The 22,007-nt window shown below is 76.5% G+C and carries 5 protein-coding genes; 3 read left to right on the forward strand and 2 right to left on the reverse strand.

The window, feature by feature from the left end; all coding sequences use genetic code 11:
* Nucleotides 1-263 precede the first annotated feature (263 nt).
* Together GVV04_RS29195 and GVV04_RS29200 are read right to left on the reverse strand one after the other, a co-directional pair.
* Nucleotides 264-1,214, reverse strand: coding sequence for an aminoglycoside phosphotransferase family protein (locus GVV04_RS29195; RefSeq protein WP_161692231.1), 951 nt, complete (start codon nt 1,212-1,214; stop codon nt 264-266).
* Between the two features lie 311 nt (nt 1,215-1,525).
* A complete protein-coding gene (locus GVV04_RS29200; protein ID WP_328822640.1) occupies nt 1,526-2,530 on the reverse strand; it encodes a 3-dehydroquinate synthase family protein in 1,005 nt (334 codons plus the stop codon).
* Nucleotides 2,531-3,760: 1,230 nt separating this feature from the next.
* Here GVV04_RS29200 and GVV04_RS29210 point away from each other — a divergent pair.
* The 3 genes from GVV04_RS29210 to GVV04_RS29220 all read left to right on the forward strand — a co-directional run bounded on the left by GVV04_RS29210 (nt 3,761) and on the right by GVV04_RS29220 (nt 21,419).
* Nucleotides 3,761-18,844, forward strand: coding sequence for a type I polyketide synthase (locus GVV04_RS29210; RefSeq protein WP_161692232.1), 15,084 nt, complete (start codon nt 3,761-3,763; stop codon nt 18,842-18,844).
* Between the two features lie 79 nt (nt 18,845-18,923).
* Nucleotides 18,924-20,501 carry a bifunctional 3-(3-hydroxy-phenyl)propionate/3-hydroxycinnamic acid hydroxylase MhpA gene (gene mhpA / locus GVV04_RS29215; protein WP_161692233.1) on the forward strand — a complete coding sequence of 526 codons (1,578 nt, stop codon included), beginning with the start codon at nt 18,924-18,926 and terminating at the stop codon, nt 20,499-20,501.
* A gap of 30 nt (nt 20,502-20,531) precedes the next feature.
* A complete protein-coding gene (locus GVV04_RS29220) occupies nt 20,532-21,419 on the forward strand; it encodes an SAM-dependent methyltransferase (protein ID WP_161692234.1) in 888 nt (295 codons plus the stop codon).
* The last annotated feature ends 588 nt before the right edge of the window (nt 21,420-22,007 follow it).

A 22,007-nucleotide genomic window follows, 5' to 3' on the forward strand; every position in this document is an offset into this window, starting at 1 on the left:
CGAGGCCCTGACTCGGCATCACCTGACGGCTTTGCCGGGGCCCTGGGCTGATGGCCGCTGCCCTCTGGGCCGGCGTCGATCACTGGTTCGGTGGAGGTGGCACTTCCGGTACGGCGTCGAGCACCGACCTGCGCCTGCCCACGCCTCTACCAGGCCGACCCCGTCGGCCGGGGTGAACGGGTGCGGCCTGGGGCGATGGAGCCAGCGCACAGTGCTCACCAGTCAGCAGGGACCGGCTCGCTGTACGCCGCTCGCGTCCAGGTCTACGGGCCTGCCGCCTCCGGTGCGGCGGGCCGGCCGTCCGCCAGGTACTCGGCGAAGATTCCGTCGAGGACGCGCTGTGCGGTCGCGGCCTGCTCGTCGGCCCTCTCCAAGGCGCGAGCACAGGTGACGAGCGTCTTCCAGAGGGCCCAGCCGCGCCCCCGCGCCCAGGTCTCCTCGCCCGGAGACAGCCGCTCCCGGAACGCCTGTTGACCGTCGACGGTCAGTAACGTCCAGGCGACCGCCAGGTCGCAGGCCGGATCGCCGACGCCACAGGTCCCGAAGTCGATGACAGCGGTTAGCCTCCCGTCGTCGAGCAGGAGATTTCCCTGGGCGACGTCACCGTGGAACCAGGTTTCCGTTCCGTCCCAGAGCGCATTCAGTGCCGTCTTCCAGATCTCGGCGGCCAGGTCCACGCCGACGTGGCCATCCAACGCCGCGAGTGCGCGTCGGAATTCCCCGTCGTAGGTGCGCAGCGAGCCGCCCCGGTACCAGTTGTGCTGCCCGGGGCGGGGGCCGCCGGCGGGATCGATTTTTTGCAGGGCCGACAGGAAGTCGGCCAGGTCGGCGGCGAACCGGACGGGGTCGGCGATGCGGTCCGGGCTCGCGGGCTCACCGTCCAGCCACGAGTAGATCGACCATGAGAAGGGATAGCCCGCGCCGGGGGCACCCTTCGCCACCGGGGTGGGGACGGGCAGTGGGAGTCGGGGGGCGAGCGCCGGAAGCCACCTGTGCTCCTTGTCGACCGCCAGGGCGTACTCGGATGCGCTGGGCATACGCACCGACATCCCGGAGCCGAGGTGGAAGGTCCAGTTGTCCCAGCCGCCGTCGGCCACGGGCCTGACCGGGAGGGCCGCCCACTGGGGGAACTGCTCGGCGACGAGCCGACTGACCAGTTCCGGCTCGACCGGAATGCGCTGGGGCACGGGACCGAGATGCGGTGTGTCGCTCATCGAGACGTCCTTGTCTGACAAGCTACCTCAGGGCCTGGAGTGGGATCAGGAAATAGCCGCCTGAGCACACCCGACCGGCGTCCCGGCGGTCAAGGAGTTTTAGCCTCGGACCAGTCTCCTCGACGGGTGCGATCTCTCTGGGAATCGCTGCCCGTAACGGACTGGTCGACGAAGGTCAGATGCGGTGAATCTTGGAAGAAAAGTGCCCCCAGCGGGGCCGTTTCCTTCCAAGGTCTTTGAAGGCCGGCGACAGGCAGGGGCGGGGCGGTCGACCTATGGGGTTGACCAGGGGCCACGCACAACCCAATGGGTCAACGCGGTGTCCTGCCTTGTTGCAAGGCGGTGCGGACGGCCGATTCGGCCACGTCCGTCACCAGTTCCGGGCCCGTCGGGCCGTCCAGGACGAAGGACAGGCCCGCCGTCGCCTTCTTGTCCCGCCGCATCAGCGCGATCAGCTCGTCGTGGTCGACCCCGGCCGGCAGCGCGGTGTCGAGGCCGTAGCCGGCCACCACGTCGTGGTGCTCGGCCACCCGGTCGGACCCGATCCGGCCGAGGACGCCGGCCAGCCGGCCCGCGAAGACCGTGCCGACGCCGACCGCCTCGCCGTGCCGGAGCGCGAAGTCGGTGGCCCGCTCCAGCGCGTGCCCCAGCGTGTGGCCGTAGTTGAGGATGTGCCGCAGCCCCGAGTCGCGCTCGTCGGCGGCCACCACCCGGGCCTTCAGTGCCACGCAGGCGGCGATCTGTTCGGCGACTGGCCGGCCGCGTAGGTCGCCCGCGCCGATGAAATGGGCCCGGGCGATCTCACCGTAGCCGTTGCGCAGTTCCCGCTCCGGCAGCGTCGTCAGGTGCTCGGTGTCGCAGAGCACGGCGCGTGGCTGCCAGTACACCCCGACCAGGTTCTTGCCCTCGGGCAGGTTCACCGCCGTCTTCCCGCCGACGCTGGCGTCGACCTGGGCGAGCAGCGAGGTCGGCAGGTGGATCACCGCGATCCCCCGGTGGTAGAGGCCGGCGGCCAGCCCGACCACGTCCGTGGTGGTGCCGCCGCCGCAGGAGACCACCGCGTCGGCGCGGGTCAGCCCGAACTCGGCGAACGCCCGGCAGAGCTGCTCCACCGTGGCCAGGTTCTTGTCGTGCTCGCCGTCGCGCGCCGGCACCACGCGGTGCGGCACGCCCGGGTCGGGCGTCCACTGTGCCGGCCGGGCCGAGACCACCACGACCCGCCGCGCGCCGACCCGCGCCACCTCCGCCGGCAGCCGGTGGCGCACCCCGGGGCCGATCAGCACCGGGTACGCGCGTTCGCCGAGCGGCACGTCGATCCGGGTCGGCGCGGCGGCGGCGTCGGAAGCGGGACGGTCGATCCGGGTCGGCGTGGCGGGGCCGGTGTCGGCGGGAGCGGGCCGGTCGGTGTGGGTCGGGCGCATGCGGCTGCTGTCTCCTCTACGGGCCGGCGGGCGGGGTGGGCGGGGGGCGGGGCGGGCGGGCGTCGGCGGGGTCGCCGCAACCGTGGCGGCCACCGGGCGGCTGCCACCAGGGCCTCCCGCTCCGCCACCACCGGCACCACCCCGACCGTGGTCCCGGATCATCGACAGCCGCAGTGCCAGCGCGGCCAGCGCGTCGACGTCCGGCCCGATGCCCCACCGCTCGTGGGCGAGCTGGGCGTGCTGCGCCAGCAGGAAACCGGGCGGCGTCAGCACCGACTGGTCCCGGCCGAGCACGTCCGTCACCCGGTCCAGGTACCGCCGCCAGGCGGTGGCCACCTCCCCGGTCAGCGGCAGGTCACCGGCCGCCAGGACGATCTTCTCCGCCCCGGCGTCCGCCTGCGCGGCCAGGTCCCGCCGCTGCGTGCCGGTGAGCAGCCGGCCACGGTCCTGCCAGTGCAGGAACAGGAAGGTCAGCCGGTCGGCCTGCGGCACCAGCCCGGTCAGGTGCCGCAGGTGCGCCACGGCCAGCGGCAGTTCGACCCCGGCCAGCCAGGGAACGTCCCCGCCGAGCAGGGCCAGGGCGACGTCGCTGCCCGCGTGCGCGAGCGGGCCGCCCCGGGCGGCGTCGCGCACCGCGTACGGGTCGGTGGGGCGGGCCGCCGGGTCGTTCGCGGGCAGCCGCCGTCGAACCTCGTCGAGCCCGGCGCCGGTCGCGTGGAAGCCGAGGCGCAGCCGCGGCCCGGCCCGGTCGAAGAACCAGTCGGCCCGAGGGTCGGCCCGGCGGGTGGCGGTGACCAGTTCGGCGACCACCGTCCCGAGCAGCTCGGCCACCCGCGCGTCCGGGCACCCGCCGGCCGGCACGGCCAGGTGGGTGAACAACCACGAGCGTTCCAACGACGGCACCTCGACTGACGGCGGACGGAACACGGGCACGACGGTCTGCGGGGGTCGCCCCATCATCGGCCCGCGGCGCGTCCCGCCAGCGGATCGGCCCTGGAACTGGGGACGACTTAGGGGGTGACAGGGGTAGGTGGTCGGCAGGGCGCTCGGAAGACTTGGGCCGTTACGGCGAGCGAGGTCTACGCCGCGGATGAGGAATCTCGCCGACGGACGGAATGTGGTGACATGCTTCGGAGCGACCTGGTCCAGCCGTTGCCCGATCTGCTGAGGGCCCACGCCGAGAGGTTCGGGGACAAGGTCGCGTTCCGCGACGACCGCCGCGCGGTCGGGTACGCCGATCTGGCGGCACGAACCCGTCGGCTCGCCGGACACCTGGCGGCGGCCGGGGTCGAGCGCGGCGAGCGGGTGGCCTTCTGCCTCGGCAACCGGGTGGAGACGGTGGAGACGTGGCTCGCCGTCACCCGGGCCGCCGCGGTGGGCGTACCGCTGAACCCGCGCAGCACCGACGCGGAGCTGGCCCACCTGCTCGACGACTCCGGCGCGGTGCTGGTGGTCGTCGCCCCGGAGCACCTCGACCAGCTCGTGCGGCTGCGCGCGGACCGCCCCGACCTGCGGGTCTGGGTTGTCGGGGACGACCCGGCGCCCGACGGCGTCGCCGCCTGGCGGGACCTGGCCGACGCCGAGCCCTCCGTCGACGCCCGGGACGACCTGGGCCTCGACGAGGTCGCCTGGATGCTCTACACCTCGGGCACCTCCGGCCGGCCCAAGGGCGTGCTGTCCACCCAGCGCACCTGCCTGTGGTCGGTCGCCTCCTGCTACGTACCGATTCCCGGCCTCACCCCCGACGACCGGGTGGTGTGGCCGCTGCCGCTGTTCCACAGCCTCTCCCACATCGGCTGCGTGCTGAGCGTGACCGCCGTCGGGGCCACCGCCCGGCTCGTCGACGGGTTCTCCGCCGACGACGTGCTGCGCGCCGTCGACTCCGACGCGGCGACCGTGCTGGCCGGGGTGCCGGCCATGTACCACCACCTGGTCGCCGCCGCCCGGGACACCGGTTTCCGGGCCCCGGCCCTGCGGATGTGCCTGGTCGGCGGGGCGATCACCACGGGCGCGTTGCGCCGGGCGTTCGACGAGGTGTTCGACGCGCCGCTGCTCGACGCGTACGGCAGCACCGAGACCTGCGGTTCGATCGCCATCACCCGGCCGGACTCGCCCCGGGTCGAGGGCTCCTGCGGGCGCCCCGTGCCCGGCGTCGAGGTGCGCCTGGTCAGCCCACAGACCGGCGTGGACGTCCCGGTCGACGCCGAGGGCGAGGTGTGGGTACGCGGGCCGAGCGTGATGCTCGGGTACCACGGCCTGCCCGACGTGACCGCCGCCGCGCTGCGCGACGGCTGGTACCGCACCGGTGACCTGGCCCGCCGGGACGCCGACGGCAACCTGTTCGTCACCGGCCGGCACCAGGAGCTGATCATCCGGGGCGGGGAGAAGATCCACCCGTCCGAGGTGGAGGAAGCGCTGCGCTCGGTGCCCGGCGTCGCCGACGTGGCCGTCACCGGTCGGCCGCACGAGGTGCTCGGCGAGGTGCCGGTGGCGTTCGTCGTCCCCGGGCCGGAGGGCTTCGACCCCGCCGCCGGGTACGCGGCCTGCCGGGAGCGGCTCTCCTACTACAAGGTGCCCGACGAGCTGTACGAGATCGGCCAGGTGCCGCGCACCGCCTCCGGAAAGGTCACCCGGCGGCTGCTGCTGGACCGGCCGGCCCGGTTGCGCGCCGTCAACGGCAGCCACCACGACCCGCTGAGCACCGTGACCTGGCGACCGCTGGACCTGACCGCCGTGCCGCCGGCCGCTCCCGCCGCGACGGCGGACCGGGCCGCGGAGCCGACTGCGAACCCGGCTGCGGACCCGGCCGGCCCCGCTCCGGCACGCCGCTGGGCGGTCGTCGGCTCGGGCGGCGAGGCACTGGTCGAGCCGCTGCGTGCGGCGTCGTCGGGGGACCGGTTCGACGCGTACCCCGACCTCGCCGCCCTGCTCCGGGACCCGGACGTGCCGGACGTGACGCTGCTGCTCACCGACGCCGCCCCGGTGGACCTCGCCGACCCCGGCGCCCCAGTGGGCCTCGCCGACCGGCTGCGCGCCCGGTCCGATGCCGACCGGTCCGATGCCGGCCGGTCCGACGCCGACCGGCTCGACGACGACCGGTCCGACGCCGCCCGGCTGGTGCTGCTGACCACCGGCGCCGTGGATGCGTCCACCCCGGAGCTGGCCGACGACCCGGACCTCGTCCCGGCCGCCGCCGTCGCCTGGGCGGTGGGCCGCTGCCTCCAGGCCGCATACCCGGACCGGGTCGTGCTGGTCGACGCCGACGCCGACCCCCACTCGCTGGCCCTGCTGCCCGCCGCCGTGGACGCCGGTGCCGCGCAGGTGGCCCTCCGCGCCGGCACCGCCCGGCACCCGGTCCTCGGGCCGGTCGCCGCGCGGACCCCCGCGCGGCCGGCGCGGGTCGTCGACCCGGCCGCCCCGGCCCTGATCGCCGGGGCCGACACCGCGACCGGCGCGGCGCTGGCCCGGCACCTGGTCGGCGCGCACGGCGCCGGCCGGCTCCGGCTGCTGCCCGCCGGCTTCCCGGCCGGCGTAGCCCCGGCCGGCGCCGACCTGGCCGGCGTAGCCCCGGCCGGCGCCGACCTGGCCGGCCTGGTCGCGGAGCTGACCGCCGCCGGCGCGGCGGTCACCGTGCAGCGCCCCTCCGGCGCCGGCAGGCACCGGGCCGACGCCGCCGCGCCCCCCGTCGGTGACGAGCCGGTGGGCGCGGTCTTCCTCTGCCCGGCCGACGCCGACCTCGCGGACCCCGCCGGGGCCGCGCGGCTGGTCGCCCTCGCCGAGGCGCTGGACGCCCACGCCCGGCACGCCGCCGTCACCGCGTTCACCGTCCTCGTCCCCGCGGCCTCGCTGCTCGGCGAAGCCGACCGGGAGCGGGCGGCGGCCACCGTCGGCGCCCTGCACACCCTGGTCTCCCGCCGCCGCGCGGCGGGCCTGCCCGCCCGGCTGGTCGGCACGGCGGGCCTGCCCGCCCGGCTGGCCGCTTCGGCGGCCGACCCGGACCGCGCGGCGGGCGCCACCGCCCGGACCGACCTCGCCGCGTTCGACGTCGCGCACGACGGCGACGACCTCGTCCTGCTCGCCCACCCGGCCGCCGCCGCGCACCCGGCCTGGCGGGGCCCCGCCGGGACCGACCCGACCGCCGAGCGGGACGCCGCCGAGCTGCGCCGCCGGGTGGCCGCGCTGACCACCGTGGAGGGCGACCGGCTCCTGCTCGACCTGGTCCGCGCCGCCACCGCCGAGGTCGCCGGTCTGCCCGGGCCGGGCGCGGTCCGGGCGGGCCGGGCCTTCAAGGAACTCGGCTTCACCTCCGTCGGCGCGGTCGCGCTGCGCGACCGGCTGGCCCGCGCCACCGGGGTACGGCTCTCCGCCACCGCCGCCTTCGACCACCCGAGCCCGGACGCCCTCGCCCGGCACCTCGCCGCCCGGCTGCGCGGCGCCACCCCGGCCACCACCGCCCCGGGCGGCCCGGCGGGCGGGACCGCGTCGGACGACCCGGTCGTCGTCGTCGCCATGGCCTGCCGGCTGCCCGGCGGGGTCGCCTCCCCCGAGGAGCTGTGGGACCTCGTCGCCCAGGGCCGGGAGGGGCTCACCGGGTTTCCCGCCGACCGGGGCTGGGACCTCGCCCACCTGTTCTCCGACGACCCCGACCGGCCCGGCACCTCGTACGTGCGGGTCGGCGGGTTCCTGCCCGACGCGGCGGACTTCGACGCCGCCCTGTTCGCGATCAGCCCCCGCGAGGCGCTGGCGATGGACCCGCAGCAGCGGCTGCTGCTGGAGACCTCCTGGGAGCTGTTCGAGCGGGCCGGCATCGACCCCACCTCGCTGCGCGGCAGCGCCACCGGGGTCTTCGCCGGCGTCATGCACCACGACTACGCCGCCAACCTGCGCCAGGCCCCACCCGGCACCGAGGGGTACCTCGGCGTGGGCACCGCCGGCAGCGTGGTCACCGGTCGGGTCGCGTACGCGCTCGGGCTGGAGGGCCCCGCCGTCACCGTTGACACCGCCTGCTCGTCGTCACTGGTGTCGCTGCACCTGGCCGCTCAGGCGTTGCGCGCCGGGGACTGCTCCCTCGCGGTGGCCGGCGGCGTGGCGGTGATGGGCACCCCGCAGGCGTTCGTCGAGTTCAGCCGGCAGCGCGGGCTAGCCCCCGACGGCCGGTGCAAGGCGTTCGCCGAGGGCGCCGACGGCACCGGCTGGGCCGAGGGCGTCGCCGTGCTGCTGCTGGAACGCCTCTCCGACGCCCGCCGCAACGGGCACCCCGTCCTCGCCGTGCTGCGCGGCAGCGCGATCAACTCCGACGGCGCGTCCAACGGGCTCACCGCCCCCAACGGGCCCGCCCAGGAGCGGGTGATCCGCCGGGCGCTGGCCGCCGCCGGGCTCACCGCCGCCGACGTGGACGCCGTCGAGGCGCACGGCACCGGCACCCGGCTCGGCGACCCGATCGAGGCGCAGGCGCTGCTCGCCACGTACGGTGCGGGCCGGGGCGACGCCGCCCCGCTGCGGCTGGGCTCGCTGAAGTCCAACCTCGGTCACACCCAGGCCGCCGCCGGGGCCGCCGGGGTGATCAAGATGGTGCTGGCCATGCGGTACGGGACGCTGCCGGCCACCCTGCACGTGGATGCCCCGACCTCCGAGGTGGACTGGTCCGCCGGCGCGGTCGAGCTGCTTACCGAGGCCCGCCCCTGGCCGGCGGTGGACCGGCCCCGGCGGGCCGGCATCTCCTCGTTCGGCATCAGCGGCACCAACGCCCACGTCATCGTCGAGGCACCCCCCGCCGACCCGGAGCCCGCACCGGCCAACCGTTCGGCCGGGGAGCCCGCGTCCGCCGGGCACCGGGCCGGGGAGACTGCGCCGGGCGACGCAGCGCCTCGCCGTACCCCGGTGCCGTGGCTGCTCTCCGGCGCCACCGGCGAGGCGCTGCGCGACCAGGCGGCCCGCCTGCTGGGCTGGCTCGACGGCCCCGGCGCGGACGCCGACCCGGTCGACGTCGGGCACGCCCTGGCCACCACCCGCGCCGCCCTGGAACACCGGGCCGTGGTGCTGGCCGGCGACCCGGCCGCCACCCGGTCCGGGCTGACCGCGCTGACCCGGGGCGACGCGGACCCCGACACCGCCGGCGTGCTGACCGGCCGGGTCGTAGACGGCCAGCTCGGCCTGCTCTTCGGCGGGCAGGGCGGCCAGCGCCCCGGCATGGGCCGGGGGCTGCGCGCGGCGTACCCGGTCTTCGCCGACGCGTTCGACGCGGCCTGCGCCGAACTCGACCGCGCCCTCGCCGGCCACGCCCCGCACCCCGTCGCGGACGTCACCCTCGCCGAGGCCGGCGGGGAGCTGGCCGGCCTGCTCGACCAGACCCTGTACACCCAGCCGGCCCTGTTCGCGTTCGAGGTGGCGCTGTACCGGCTGCTGGAGTCGTGGGGCGTGCGCCCCGACGCGGTGCTCGGCCACTCCGTCGGCGAGCTGGCCGCCGCGCACGTGGCCGGGGTGTTCTCCCTCGCCGACGCGGCGGCGCTGGTCGCCGCCCGGGCCCGGCTGATGCAGCAGCTCCCCGACGGGGGCGCGATGGTCGCCGTCGAGGCCGGCGAGGCCGAGGTGGCCCCCCACCTCACCGACCGGGTCGGGCTGGCCGCCGTCAACGGGCCGACCAGCGTGGTCCTCTCCGGTGACGCCGACGCCGTGCTGGCCGTCGCGGCCACCCTGCGCGCCGCCGGCCGGCGGACCAGCCGGCTTCGGGTGTCGCACGCGTTCCACTCGCCGCGCATGGAGCCGATGCTCGACGCGTTCCGTGCGGTGGCCGGCGGCCTCACCTACCGCACCCCGCACCTGCCGGTGGTGTCCAACCTGACCGGCGAGCCGATCGACCCGGCCCGGCTCTGCTCGCCCGGCTACTGGGTGTCGCACGTGCGCGGCACCGTCCGCTTCCTCGACGGGATGCGCGCCCTGCGCCGGCAGGGGATCAGCACGTTCCTTGAGGTCGGACCCGGCGGTGTGCTCACCGCGATGGCCCAGGACTGCCTCGCCGCCGACGCCGACGAGCTGGCCTTCGTCCCCGCCGTGCGGACCGTCGACGGCGAGCCGGACGCGCTGCTGGCCGCCGTGGCGAGGCTGCACGTGCGCGGCGCCGCCGTGGACCCGGCCGCCCTCGCCGGCCCCGGCCCGCGCCGCCGGGTCGAGCTGCCCACGTACGCCTTCCAGCGCCGGCACTACTGGCTGCCCTACTCGGCGGTGGCCGGCGGCCCGGCCGACGTCGGGCTGACCGACGCCGGGCACCCGCTGCTCGGCACGGTGCTGCCGGTCGCCGGCACCGGGCAGGTCGTCTGCACCGGCCGGATCGCCGCGGCCACCCACCCGTGGCTGGCCGCGCCCGCCGACGGCGTACCGCTGCTGCCCGCCACCGCCCTGCTGGACCTGCTCACCCACCTCGGCGAACTCCTCGACCTGCCCACCGTGGCGCGGCTGCGGGTCCCCGAGCCGGTGCCGCTGCCCGCCGAGCTGACCGTCGACGTGCAGGTCATCGTCGACGGGCCGGACGAGCACCTGCGCCGGGTGGCGCGCTGCCACGTGCGGGCCGGCGACGGCCAGCCGTGGCGGGAGGTCGCCGAGGCGGTGCTCGCCCCGGCAGACCCCGCCGCCGGCCCGGTCACCGCCGTGCCGGCGTGGCCGCCCACCGGGGCCCGCCCCGTGGACCTGGACGCCCCGGAGCGCCGGGCCCTCGCCGGCGAGCTGGCCCGGGCCGCGTGGGTCGCCGCCGACCGGCTCTTCGTCGACGTACGCCTGCCCGAGGACGCCCGGGACTCCGACGCCGACCGGTACGGCGTGCACCCGCTGGTGCTGGACGCGGCCCTGCGGCTGCTCCCGCTCGCCGACTTCGCCACCGCCGGAGCCGGAACCGGAACCGGAACCGACGCGGACGCCACCGACGCCGGTCCCGCCGCGCGGCCGATGGCCGTCGACTGGGCCGGGGTGCGCCTGCACGCCACCGGAGCCCACGCGCTGCGGGTCTGCCTCGCACCCGCCGGGGCGGACGCGGTCACCCTCAGCGCCGTCGACGACTCCGGGACGGCGGTGCTCGACGTGGACCGGGTGGTGCTGCGCGTCGTCACGCCGCCGCCCGCCGACGGCCCGCCCCCGCCGGCCGCCCCCGCCGGCCTGTACGCCGTCGACCGGCTGCCCGCCGCCGCCCCGGCCACGCCCGTGCCCGCCTGGACCCTCGCCGACGGCAGCCCTCCGGACGGGCCGCTGCCGCCGGTGCTGGTGCTGCGGGTCGGCGACGGCGACCCGGGACGGCCGGTGCCCGACCGGGCGCACGCCGTCGGCCTCGACACCCTCGCCGTGCTGCGGAGCTGGCTGGACGACCCGCGCGCCGAGACCACCCGGCTCGCCCTCGCCGTGCGCGACGGCGACCCGGTGCACGCCCCGGTCGCCGGGCTGGTCCGGGTCGCCCAGGCCGAGCACCCCGACCGGTTCCTGCTGCTCAGCCTCGACGCGGGCGACGACGCGGCCGTCCGGGTGGCCCTGTCCGCAGGCCCCGACGAGCCCGAGGTGACCGTCCGCGACGGGCGGGCCCTGCTGCCCCGGCTCCGCCCCGTCGAGCACCCCGCCGCCGGGCCCCTGCCGGCGCTGGCCGGCGGCACCGTGCTGGTCACCGGCGGCACCGGCGGGGTCGGCCGGCACGTCGCCACCCACCTCGCCACCGTGCACGGCGTCACCGAGCTGGTGCTGCTCAGCCGCGCCGGCCGGTACGCCGACTGGATGGCCGCGCTCACCGACGCCGGGGTGACCGTCCGGGTGGTCGCCGCCGACGTCGCCGACCGGGCCGCGCTCGCCGAGGTGGTCGCCCCGCTCGCCGACCGCCTCGTGGCCGTCGTGCACGCCGCCGGGGTCACCGACGATGCCCTGCTCACCGGCCTCGACGCGGCCCGCTGGGAGCGGGCCCTGCGGTCCAAGGTGCACGGCGCGTGGCACCTGCACGAGCTGACCGCCGGCCTCGACCTGGCCGCGTTCGTGCTGTTCTCCTCGGCGTCGGCCACCTTCGGCAGCCCCGGCCAGGGCAACTACGCCGCAGGCAACGCGTTCCTCGACGCGCTTGCCGGGCACCGCCGCGCCCACGGCCTGCCCGCCACCGCCCTGGCCTGGGGCCTGTGGGCCGAGGAGGCCGGGATGGCCGGCCGGCTCACCCCCGCCGACCTGGCCCGCCTCGCCCGGGGCGGCACCCGCCCCCTGGACACCGCCGCCGGACTGGCCCTGTTCGACGCCGCCCTGCACTCCGACCGGCCGGCGCTGGTGCCGATCGGGCTGGACCTGGCCGCCGTCCGGGCCTCCGGGGAGGTGCCCGCCCTGCTGCGGGCGCTGCTGCCCCCGCCGCCCCGCCGGGCCGTCAACGCCGACCCCGCGCCCGCGTCCGCCGCCGGGTTCGCCGACCGGCTGGCCGGGCTCGGCGAGCCGGAGCGGGCCGCCCTGCTGCTGGACCTGGTCCGGGCCCGCAGCGCCACCGTCGTCGGGCACGCCGGCCCGGAGCAGGTCGAGCCGCGCCGCCCGTTCAGGGAACTCGGCTTCGACTCGCTGATGGCCGTGGAGCTGAGCAACCGGCTCTCCGCCGTCACCGGCGTCCGGCTCGCCCCGCACGCCGTGTTCAACCATCCCACCCCGGAACTGCTCGCCGCGCACCTGCACGCCCGGCTGCTCGGCACCGCCGCCACCGAGGTCGCCGACGCGAGCACCGTCGCCCTCGACGAACCCGTCGCGATCGTCGCCATGGCCTGCCGGTTCCCCGGCGGCATCGGCTCACCGGAGGAGCTGTGGCGGCTGCTCGACGGCGGCGGGGACGTCATCGGCGACCTGCCCACCGACCGGGGCTGGCCCGACCTGTACGACCCCGTCCACGGCACCCCCGGGCGGACGTACGTGCGCTCCGGCGGGTTCCTCACCGGCATCGCCGACTTCGACGCCGCGTTCTTCGGCATCAGCCCCCGCGAGGCCCTCGCCATGGACCCGCAGCACCGGCTGCTGCTGGAGACCTCCTGGGAGGCGCTGGAGGGCGCCGGCATCGACCCGGGGACGCTGCGCGGCAGCCGCACCGGCGTGTTCGCCGGCACCCACGGCCAGGACTACGCCGACCGGATCGCCCCGGGCGCCGTCGCCGACGACGGGGAGACCGTCGCCGACGAGGGCCACCTGCTCACCGGCACCGCCGGCAGCGTGCTGTCCGGCCGGGTCGCGTACGCCCTCGGGCTGGAGGGGCCGGCGGTCACCGTCGACACGGCCTGCTCGGCGTCCCTGGTGGCGCTGCACCTGGCCGCCCAGGCGCTGCGCCAGGGCGACTGCGACCTGGCCCTGGCCGGTGGCGTGTCGGTGCTGTCCAGCCCGGCCGGGCTGACCGGGTTCAGCCGCCAGCGCGGCCTCGCCGCCGACGGCCGGTGCAAGCCGTTCGCCGAGGACGCCGACGGGTTCGGCATGTCCGAGGGCGTCGGGATGCTGGTGGTGGAGCGCCTGTCCGACGCCCGCCGCCGGGGCCACCCCGTCCTCGCGCTGGTCCGCGGCACCGCGGTCAACTCCGACGGCGCGTCCAACGGGCTGACCGCCCCGAACGGGCCGTCCCAGGAGCGGGTGATCCGGGCCGCGCTGGGCGCCGCCGGGCTCACCCCCGCCGACGTGGACGCCGTCGAGGCGCACGGCACCGGCACCGCGCTCGGCGACCCGATCGAGGCCGAGGCGATCCTCGCCACGTACGGCCGGCGTCCCGCCGGCGTCCCGCCGCTGCTGCTTGGGTCGGTGAAGTCCAATCTCGGCCACACCCAGGCCGCGGCCGGTGTCGCCGGGGTGCTCAAGATGGTCCTCGCCATGCGGCACGGGCGGCTGCCCCGCACCCTGCACGCCGAGCGGCGCACCTCCCGCGTCGACTGGGACTACTCCGGGTCGGTGGAGCTGCTCACCGAGGCCCGCCCGTGGCCCCGCGCCGACCGGCCCGCCCGGGCCGGGGTGTCCTCGTTCGGCATCAGCGGCACCAACGCCCACGTCGTCATCGAGGCCGTGCCCGCGCCGGAGCCGATCGGAGCGCCGGAGCCCACCGCCGACCTGCCCGGGGCGCTGCCGTGGCTGCTGTCCGCGCGTACCCCCGAGGCGCTGGCCGGGCAGGCCCGCCGGCTGCGGGACCACCTGGCCGGACGGCCCGACCAGCGCCCGCTCGACGTGGCCTGGTCGCTGGCCGCCACCCGGGCCGCGTTCGACTCCCGGGCGGTGCTCGTCGGCGGCGACCCGGACCGGATCGCCGCCGCCCTCGACGCGCTCGCCGACGGCCGGCCCGCCCCCGAACTGGTCGGCGGCGAGGCCGGGACCACCGGCAGGGTCGTCTTCGTCTTCCCCGGCCAGGGCTCCCAGTGGCTCGGCATGGGGCTGGAACTGCTCGACCAGGCCCCCGTGTTCGCCGAGCGGATGGCCGCCTGCGACGCGGCACTGCGGCCGTACCTGAACTGGTCGCTGCTGGACGTGCTGCGCCAGGCCCCCGACGCGCCGAGCCTCGACCAGGTCGACGTGGTGCAGCCGGCCCTGTTCGCGATGATGGTGTCGCTGGCCGAGCTGTGGCGCTCGTACGGCGTGCGACCCGACGCCGTGGTCGGCCACTCGCAGGGCGAGATCGCCGCCGCCTGCGTCGCCGGGGTGCTCTCGCTGCCCGACGCCGCCCGGGTGGTGGCACTGCGCAGCCGCGCGATCCGGGCCCTGGCCGGGCACGGGACGATGGCCTCCGTGGCGTTGCCCGCCGACGTGGTCCGCGAGCGGGCCGCCCGGTACGGCGACCGGGTCGCGGTGGCCGCCGTCAACGGCCCGGCCGCCGTGGTGGTCTCCGGCGAGGAGGCCGCCGTGGAGGGGCTCCTCGCCGAGCTGGCCGCCGAGCAGGCCCGGGTCCGCCGGATCGCCGTGGACTACGCCTCCCACTCCGCCCAGGTGGAACGGATCCGCGACGAGCTGGCCGAGCTGCTGGCCGGCATCGCCCCCGGCCCGGCCGCCGTGCCGCTGTTCTCCACCACCGACCTGCGCTGGCTCGACGGCGAGGAGATGGGCCCCGACTACTGGTACCGCAACCTGCGCCAGCCGGTCGAGCTGCACCGGGCGGTGCTGGAGCTGGCCGCCCAGGGCCACGACACGTACGTCGAGTGCAGCCCCCACCCGGTGCTCACCGTGGGCATCTCCGAGACCCTCGCCGACGGCGACGGCCCGGCCGTGGTGGTCGGCTCGGTGCAGCGCGACCAGGGCGACCGGGGCCGGTTCCTGCTCTCGGTGGCCCAGCTCCACGTGCGCGGCGTCGGCGTGGACTGGCAGCCCGCCCTGGCCGGCGGCCGGCGCGTCGACCTGCCCACGTACGCGTTCGCCCACCGCCGCTACTGGCCCCGGCCGAGCGCCGGCCCCGGCGACGTCGGCGCAGCCGGCCTGGACGCCGCCGGGCACCCGCTGATCGGCGCGTCCGTGGCGCTGGCCGAGGCGAAGGGGCACCTGTTCACCGGCCGGCTCTCGACCGCCGCCCAGCCCTGGCTGGCCGACCACCGGGTGCTGGACGCGGTGCTGGTGCCCGGCACCGGCCTGGTGGAACTCTGCCTGCGGGCCGGCGACGAGGTCGGCTGCCCCGTCCTCGACGAACTGGTCATCGAGGCCCCGCTGGCCCTGCCGGCAGACGGCGCCACCCAGGTCCAGGTGGCCCTCGGCCCGGCCGACGACGACGGCCGCCGCCCGGCCACCCTGCACTCCCGGCCCGCCGACGGGCCGGCCGACGCCCCGTGGACCCGGCACGCCAGCGCCACCCTGTCCGCCGACCGGTCCGCCGGGTCGGACGCGGCGGGGGAGCTCACCGAGTGGCCGCCGCCGCACGCCCGCCCCGTCGACCTGTCCGGCTTCTACGCCGGGCTCGCCGCCGACGGGTACGCGTACGGGCCGGCGTTCCAGGGGTTGCGCGCCGTGTGGACCAGCGGCGACGAGGTGTACGCCGAGGTGGAGCTGCCCGCCGGCCAGCGCGCCGACGCCGACCGGTACGGCCTGCACCCGGCCCTGCTCGACGCCGCCCTGCACGCCGCGCACTTCGGCGGGCTCGCCGAGGCCGGGGCGGGGCAGCTGCTGCTGCCGTTCGCCTGGAACGGCGTCACCCTGCACGCCTCCGGCGCCACCGCGCTGCGGGTCCGCCTCACCCAGGTCGCCCCGTACGCCGTCGCGCTGACCGTCGCCGACCCGACGGGCGCCCCGGTCGCCGACGTGGACGCCCTGACGATGCGGCCGATCGCCGCCGGCGAGCTGACCCGCACCGACGACCGGGCCACCCGGGACGCCCTGTTCCGCCTCGACTGGACCCCCCTGCCGCCCGCCGACGACGCCCCGCCGATCACCGCCGTGGCACTAACCGCCGACACTCCCGGCACCGCCGGCTCCACCGGCTTCGCCGGGCCGGTCGGCCTCGACGGCTTCGCCGGGTATCCCGGGCTGGACGCCCTCGCCGCCGCCGTCGACGCGGGCCTCGACCTGCCCTCGGCGGTGCTCGCGCCGCTGCCCTCGGCACCCGCCGCGCCCGCGCCGGAGGCGGCCCGGCACGCCACCGTCCGGGCCCTCGACCTGGTCCGCCGCTGGCTCACCGAGCCGCGCTGGGCGGCGGCCCGGCTGGTGCTGGTCAGCCGAGGCGCGGTCGCCGTGCACAGCACCGCCGAACTGGTCGATCCGGCCGCCGCAGCGGCGTGGGGCCTGGTCCGCTCGGCCCAGTCGGAGCACCCCGACCGGCTGGTGATCGTCGACGTCGACCGGGACGGGCTCGGGGCCGACCAGCTCGCCGCCGTGCTCGCGGCCGGCGAGCCGCAGGCGGCGCTGCGCGGCGGCGTCGGGTACGTCCCCCGGCTGGCGCGCGCCGGCTCGGCGGGCGAACTCACCCCGCCCGCCGCGCCCGCCTGGCGGCTGGACGCGCCGGTGCGCGGCAGCCTGGAGAACCTCACCCTGGTCCCGACCGACGCCGCCGACGCCGTCCTCGGCCCGCTCGACGTGCGGGTCCGCGTCCGCGCCGCCGGCCTGAACTTCCGCGACGTGCTCAACGCGCTCGGGCTCTATCCCGGTGACGCCGGGCCGCTCGGCGGCGAGGGCGCGGGCGAGGTGGTAGAGGTGGGCGCCGAGGTCACCGACCTGCGCCCCGGCGACGCCGTGTTCGGGGTGTTCGTCGGCTGCTTCGGGCCGCTCGCCGTCACCGACCGCCGGCTGCTCGCCCCGATGCCGGCCGGCTGGTCGTACGTGCAGGCCGCCTCCGTTCCGGTGGTGTTCCTGACCGCGTACCACGGGCTGGTGAACCTGGCCGGGCTCAGTCGCGGCGAGTCCGTGCTGGTGCACGCCGCCGCCGGCGGGGTCGGCATGGCCGCCGTGCAGCTCGCCCGCCACCTCGGCGCCGAGGTGTACGCCACCGCCAGCCCCGCCAAGTGGGACGCGCTGCGCGCGCTCGGCCTCGACGACGACCACCTGGCATCGTCGCGCACCCTCGACTTCGAGGCCCGGTTCCGCGCCGCCACCGGCGGCCGGGGCGTCGACGTGGTGCTGGACTCGCTGGCCCGCGAGTTCGTCGACGCGTCGCTGCGGCTGCTGCCGCGCGGCGGCCGGTTCGTCGAGATGGGCAAGACCGACATCCGCGACCCGCAGACGGTCGCGTCCGACCACCCGGGCGTCGACTACACGGCGTTCGACCTGACCCTGTCCGACCCCGACGAACTCCAGCGGATGCTCGTCGACCTGCTGGGGCTCTTCGAGCGGGGCGCGCTCGCCCCGCTGCCCACCCAGGTCTGGGACGTGCGCCAGGCGCCGGAGGCGTTCCGGTACGTCAGCCAGGCGCGGCACGTCGGCAAGGTGGTGCTCACCACGCCCCGCCCGTGGGACCCCGACGGCACCGTGCTGCTCACCGGCGGCACCGGCACCCTGGGCCAGCTCGTCGCCCGCCGGCTCGTCGAGACCCACGGCGCGCGGCGGCTGCTGCTGGTCAGCCGGCGCGGCGCAGACGCCCCGGGCGCGGCCGACGCGGCCGACGAGCTGCGCGCGCTGGGCGCCGACGTCACCCTCGCCGCCGCCGACGTGGCCGACCGGGACAGCCTGGCCCGGGTGCTGGGCGCGGTGCCGCCCCGGCATCCGCTGACCGCCGTCGTGCACCTCGCCGGGGTGCTCGACGACGGGGTGGTCACCGCCCTCACCCCGGAACGCGTCGACACCGTCTTCGCGCCCAAGCTCGATGCGGCCTGGCACCTGCACGAACTCACCCGGGACCTCGACCTGGCCGGGTTCGTGCTGTTCTCCTCCGGGGCCGGGGTGTTCGGCGTGCCCGGCCAGGGCAACTACGCCGCCGCCAACGCGTTCCTCGATGCCCTCGCGCAGACCCGACGCGCCGTCGGCCTGCCCGGCCGGTCGCTGGCCTGGGGGCTGTGGGAACAGGCCAGCGAGATGACCGCGAAGCTGGACCGCGTCGACCCCCGGATCACCGCCCGCGACGGGCAGCTCGCCATCCCCTCGGACCTGGGGATGGCCCTGTTCGACGCGGCACTGCGGACGGCCGAGCCGGTGCTGGTGCCGACCCGCATCGACGTCGCCGCCCTCACCGAGCGGGTCTCCCGACCCCCGGCCCTGCTGCGCGGGCTGGTGCGGCGGGAGCGGCGCAGCGCCCGGTCGGCCACCCCGGCGACCGGCGGGCGGACCCTCGCCGACGAGCTGGCGACGCTGGCCGCCGACGACCGGCCCGGCCTGCTCGTCGACCTGGTACGTGAGCAGGCGGCGAGCGTGCTGGGGCACGGCAGCCGGGCGGCCGTCGCCCCCAACCGGGCGTTCAGCCAGATCGGCTTCGACTCGCTGACCGCCGTCGAGCTGCGCAACCGGCTCGGCGAGGCGACCGGCCTGCGGCTGCCCGCCACGCTGATCTTCGACTATCCCGACCCGACCGCGCTGGCCGGCTACCTGCTCGCCCAGCTCGTCCCGGACAGCGGCCCGGCGCTGCCGCCGGTCCTCACCGATCTGGAGAACCTGGAACGGTCGCTGGCCGAGGCGACCCTGGAGGCGGACCTGCACGCCCAGATCGGCTCCCGGCTGGAGGTGCTGATGGCCAAGTGGCGGACCATGCGCACCGGGCCGGGTGGCGACCCCGGCACCGGCCCCGACCTGGACATCGACGGCGCCAGCGACGACGAGATCTTCGACCTCATCGACTCCGAGCTCGGACTCTGACGACCTGCCGGCGGCCCGTCCGCCGGTCGGCCGGAGCCTCCGCCCCGACACCCGACCCCCACGCGAGGAACCGATACCGATGCTGATGACCGACGTCCTGATCGTGGGCTACGGCCCGGTGGGCGAGATGCTCACGATCCTGCTGGCGCAGCGAGGTCTCACCGTCACAGCCGTCGAACGGTGGGAGACCCCGTACAACTTCCCGCGCGCCGTCTCCTACGACGGCGAGGCGAGCCGGATCCTGGCCGCCGCCGGGGTCGCCGACCGCCTCGGCCCGGTCGTCGAGTCGTCCGGGGAGTACACCTTCAAGAACGGCTTCGGCCGGACCCTGCTGCACGTCAAGGTCGCCGGCGACGGGCCGATGGGCTGGCCCGACTCGGTCTCCTTCTACCAGCCCGGCCTGGAGGCGGTGCTCGCCGAGCGGGGCACGGAGCTGCCCGGGGTCACCGTGCTGCGCCCGTACGTGGTGACGGCGCTGACCGAGCACGACGACCGGGTCGAGGTCACCGTCGACGGGCCGGACGGCCCGCAGGTCCGGGCGGCCCGCTGGGTGGTGGGCTGCGACGGCGCCAACAGCTTCGTCCGGGAACACCTCGGCAGCACCGTGACCGACCTCGGCTTCACCCACGACTGGCTGGTCTGCGACGTGGTGCCGAACGAGGCCCGCGAGTTCAAGCCCAACAACCTCCAGGTCTGCGACCCGGCCCGGCCCCGCACCGCCGTGTCCGCCGGCCCCGGACACCGGCGGTGGGAGTTCATGCGGGTGCCCGGCGAGAGCCGGGAGGAGTTCGAGAGCGTCGACAGCGTCTGGCGGCTGCTCGGGCTCTTCGACATCACCCCGGACAACGCCGCCCTGGAGCGGTACGGCGTCTACACCACCCAGGCGTGCTCCGCCGACCGGTGGCGCTCCGGCCGGATCATCCTCGCCGGCGACGCGGCGCACGTGATGCCCCCGTTCATGGGGCAGGGGATGAGCTCCGGGTTCCGCGACGCCCTCAACCTCGCCTGGAAGCTGGACCTGGTGCACCGGGGCCTGGCCGACGAGGCGCTGCTCGACACGTACCAGCAGGAGCGCTGCGCGCACGTGCAGCACGCCATCCGGATGTCGATGGACTCCGGGACGGTGATCTGCGAGACGGACCGCACCGCCGCGGCGGGCCGGGACTCGGTCATGCTGGCCGAGCTGCGCCGCCGGACCACCCGCGCCCGGACCCGGTCCCTGCTGGAGGCCCTGGTCAGCGGCGTGCTGCACCGGCCGGACGGTTCCCCCGGCCCCGGTGCCGGCGAGCCGATGCCGCAGGGCCACGTCGGGGTCGACGGCCGCACCGGGCTCTTCGACGACGTCATCGGCACCGGCTTCGCCCTGATCTGCGCCGAGGATCCCGCGGAACTGCTCGACGCGGACGCCCGGGCGTTCCTGGACTCCCTCGGCGCCCGGCGGGTGCGCGTCGTCCCCGCCGGAGCCCTCGCCCTCGCCCCCGCCGCCGCCGGGACGACGGTCGAGGACCTCGACGACGTCTACCTGTCCCACCTGAAGCGGCACGACGCGGCGGCGGTGCTCGTCCGGCCCGACTTCTACGTCTTCGGCACGGCGGCCGACCCGGCCGCCGTGCCCGCTCTCGTCGACGACCTGCGTCAGCAGGTCGGGCGCGGCTGACCAGCAGCCGACCCATCCGGAAGGAGCACCATGCTCGACAACCTGAAGATCGCGGCGAGGGTCATCCGCACCGTCTTCACCGCCGACCCCGTCACCCGGGTCCGGCGCTTCTACGAGATCCAGGCCCCCGACGTGGAGTTCGCGGCCCGCCGCACCCACTACATGAACGTCGGCTACTGGGAGGACGGTGTCACGGACATCGACGACGCCGCCGAGGCGCTGGCCGGCAAGCTCGCCGACGCCGCCGGCCTGAAGCCGGACGACACCATCCTCGACGTCGGGTTCGGCTACGCCGACCAGGACTTCAGCTGGCTGCGTTCGGGCCGCGTCGGCAAGGTCGTCGGACTCAACATCACCCCGCACCACCTCGAGGCGGCCCAGCGGCGGGCGCAGGAGGAGGGGCTCGCCGACCGGACCGACTTCCGATTGGGCAGCGCCACCGAGCTGCCGTTCCCCGACGCCACCTTCGACAAGGTGATCGCCCTGGAGTCGGCCTTCCACTTCTACCCGCGCAGCGCGTTCTTCGCCGAGGCGCTGCGGGTGCTCAAGCCGGGCGGCGTCCTCGCCACCGCCGACATCATCCCGGTCAGCGAGAACGTGGTCCGGGCCGCCATCCAGTCGGGCCCGCTGAGCTTCGTCAAGTTCAGCATCCCCAAGGAGAACTGGCACGACCGCGAGACGTACGCCCAGCAGCTCGCCGACGCCGGCTTCGACCGGCCCGAGGTGCAGTCCATCAAGGACCACACCTGGGAGGGCTGGCGGCGCTACATGGCCGACCGGACTAACGACCCGGACTTCCGCGCCGCCGTCAAGCCGGCCGTGCGCAAGAGCATGGCCTCGCATTGGAAGAACCAGGACCTGATGAAGCGCGAGCTGGCCAACCTCGACTACGTGATCGCGGTCGCCCACAAGCGCTGACCCCCACCGGGCGGAGGGCCCGCCGACCGGTCGCCGGCCGACGGGCCCTCGCCGAACTGAGCAGCATGGGGGCTGACGCATGATGTCGTACAGCACCGGCTGGTTGGATCTGTGCTGCGGCACTGGTCGAGCGCTGATCCAGGCCGCCGGGGAGCTGCGCCTGGCAGGGCTGACCGAGCGGACACAACCCCTGCAGCCGGATCAGCTGCACTGGCCGCCGTGAGGTCCGCCTCCCATACAGCTACCTCCGCGCCGACGATCGCGCTGGCGCCAACTACACCGGACAGCCTGCCGTGCACTCCTACTACGCCGATGACCACTGACCACACCGACGACGTCCGCACATGCCGCTGACAACGCATCGGAGACGACCGGATCTGCCGAGATGAGGGCGTAGTCGGAGAGGTTGTGCCTACCGGAGTGCCTATCTGCCGGTGACGCCAAGGGCGTGCCGTAGGTAGGCCAGCCGGAACCGGAGAGCTCGAAGCAGCTTGCCGCATCTGTGGGCGAGCGCCGTTCTGTGACAGGCGATTCGCTTGATCGAGCCTGCGCAGCGAAGGCGATTGCGCGGTCTCTTGGCGATCGAGG

Source organism: Micromonospora rubida (assembly GCF_009908295.1).
GTDB classification, from domain to species: domain Bacteria; phylum Actinomycetota; class Actinomycetes; order Mycobacteriales; family Micromonosporaceae; genus Micromonospora; species Micromonospora rubida.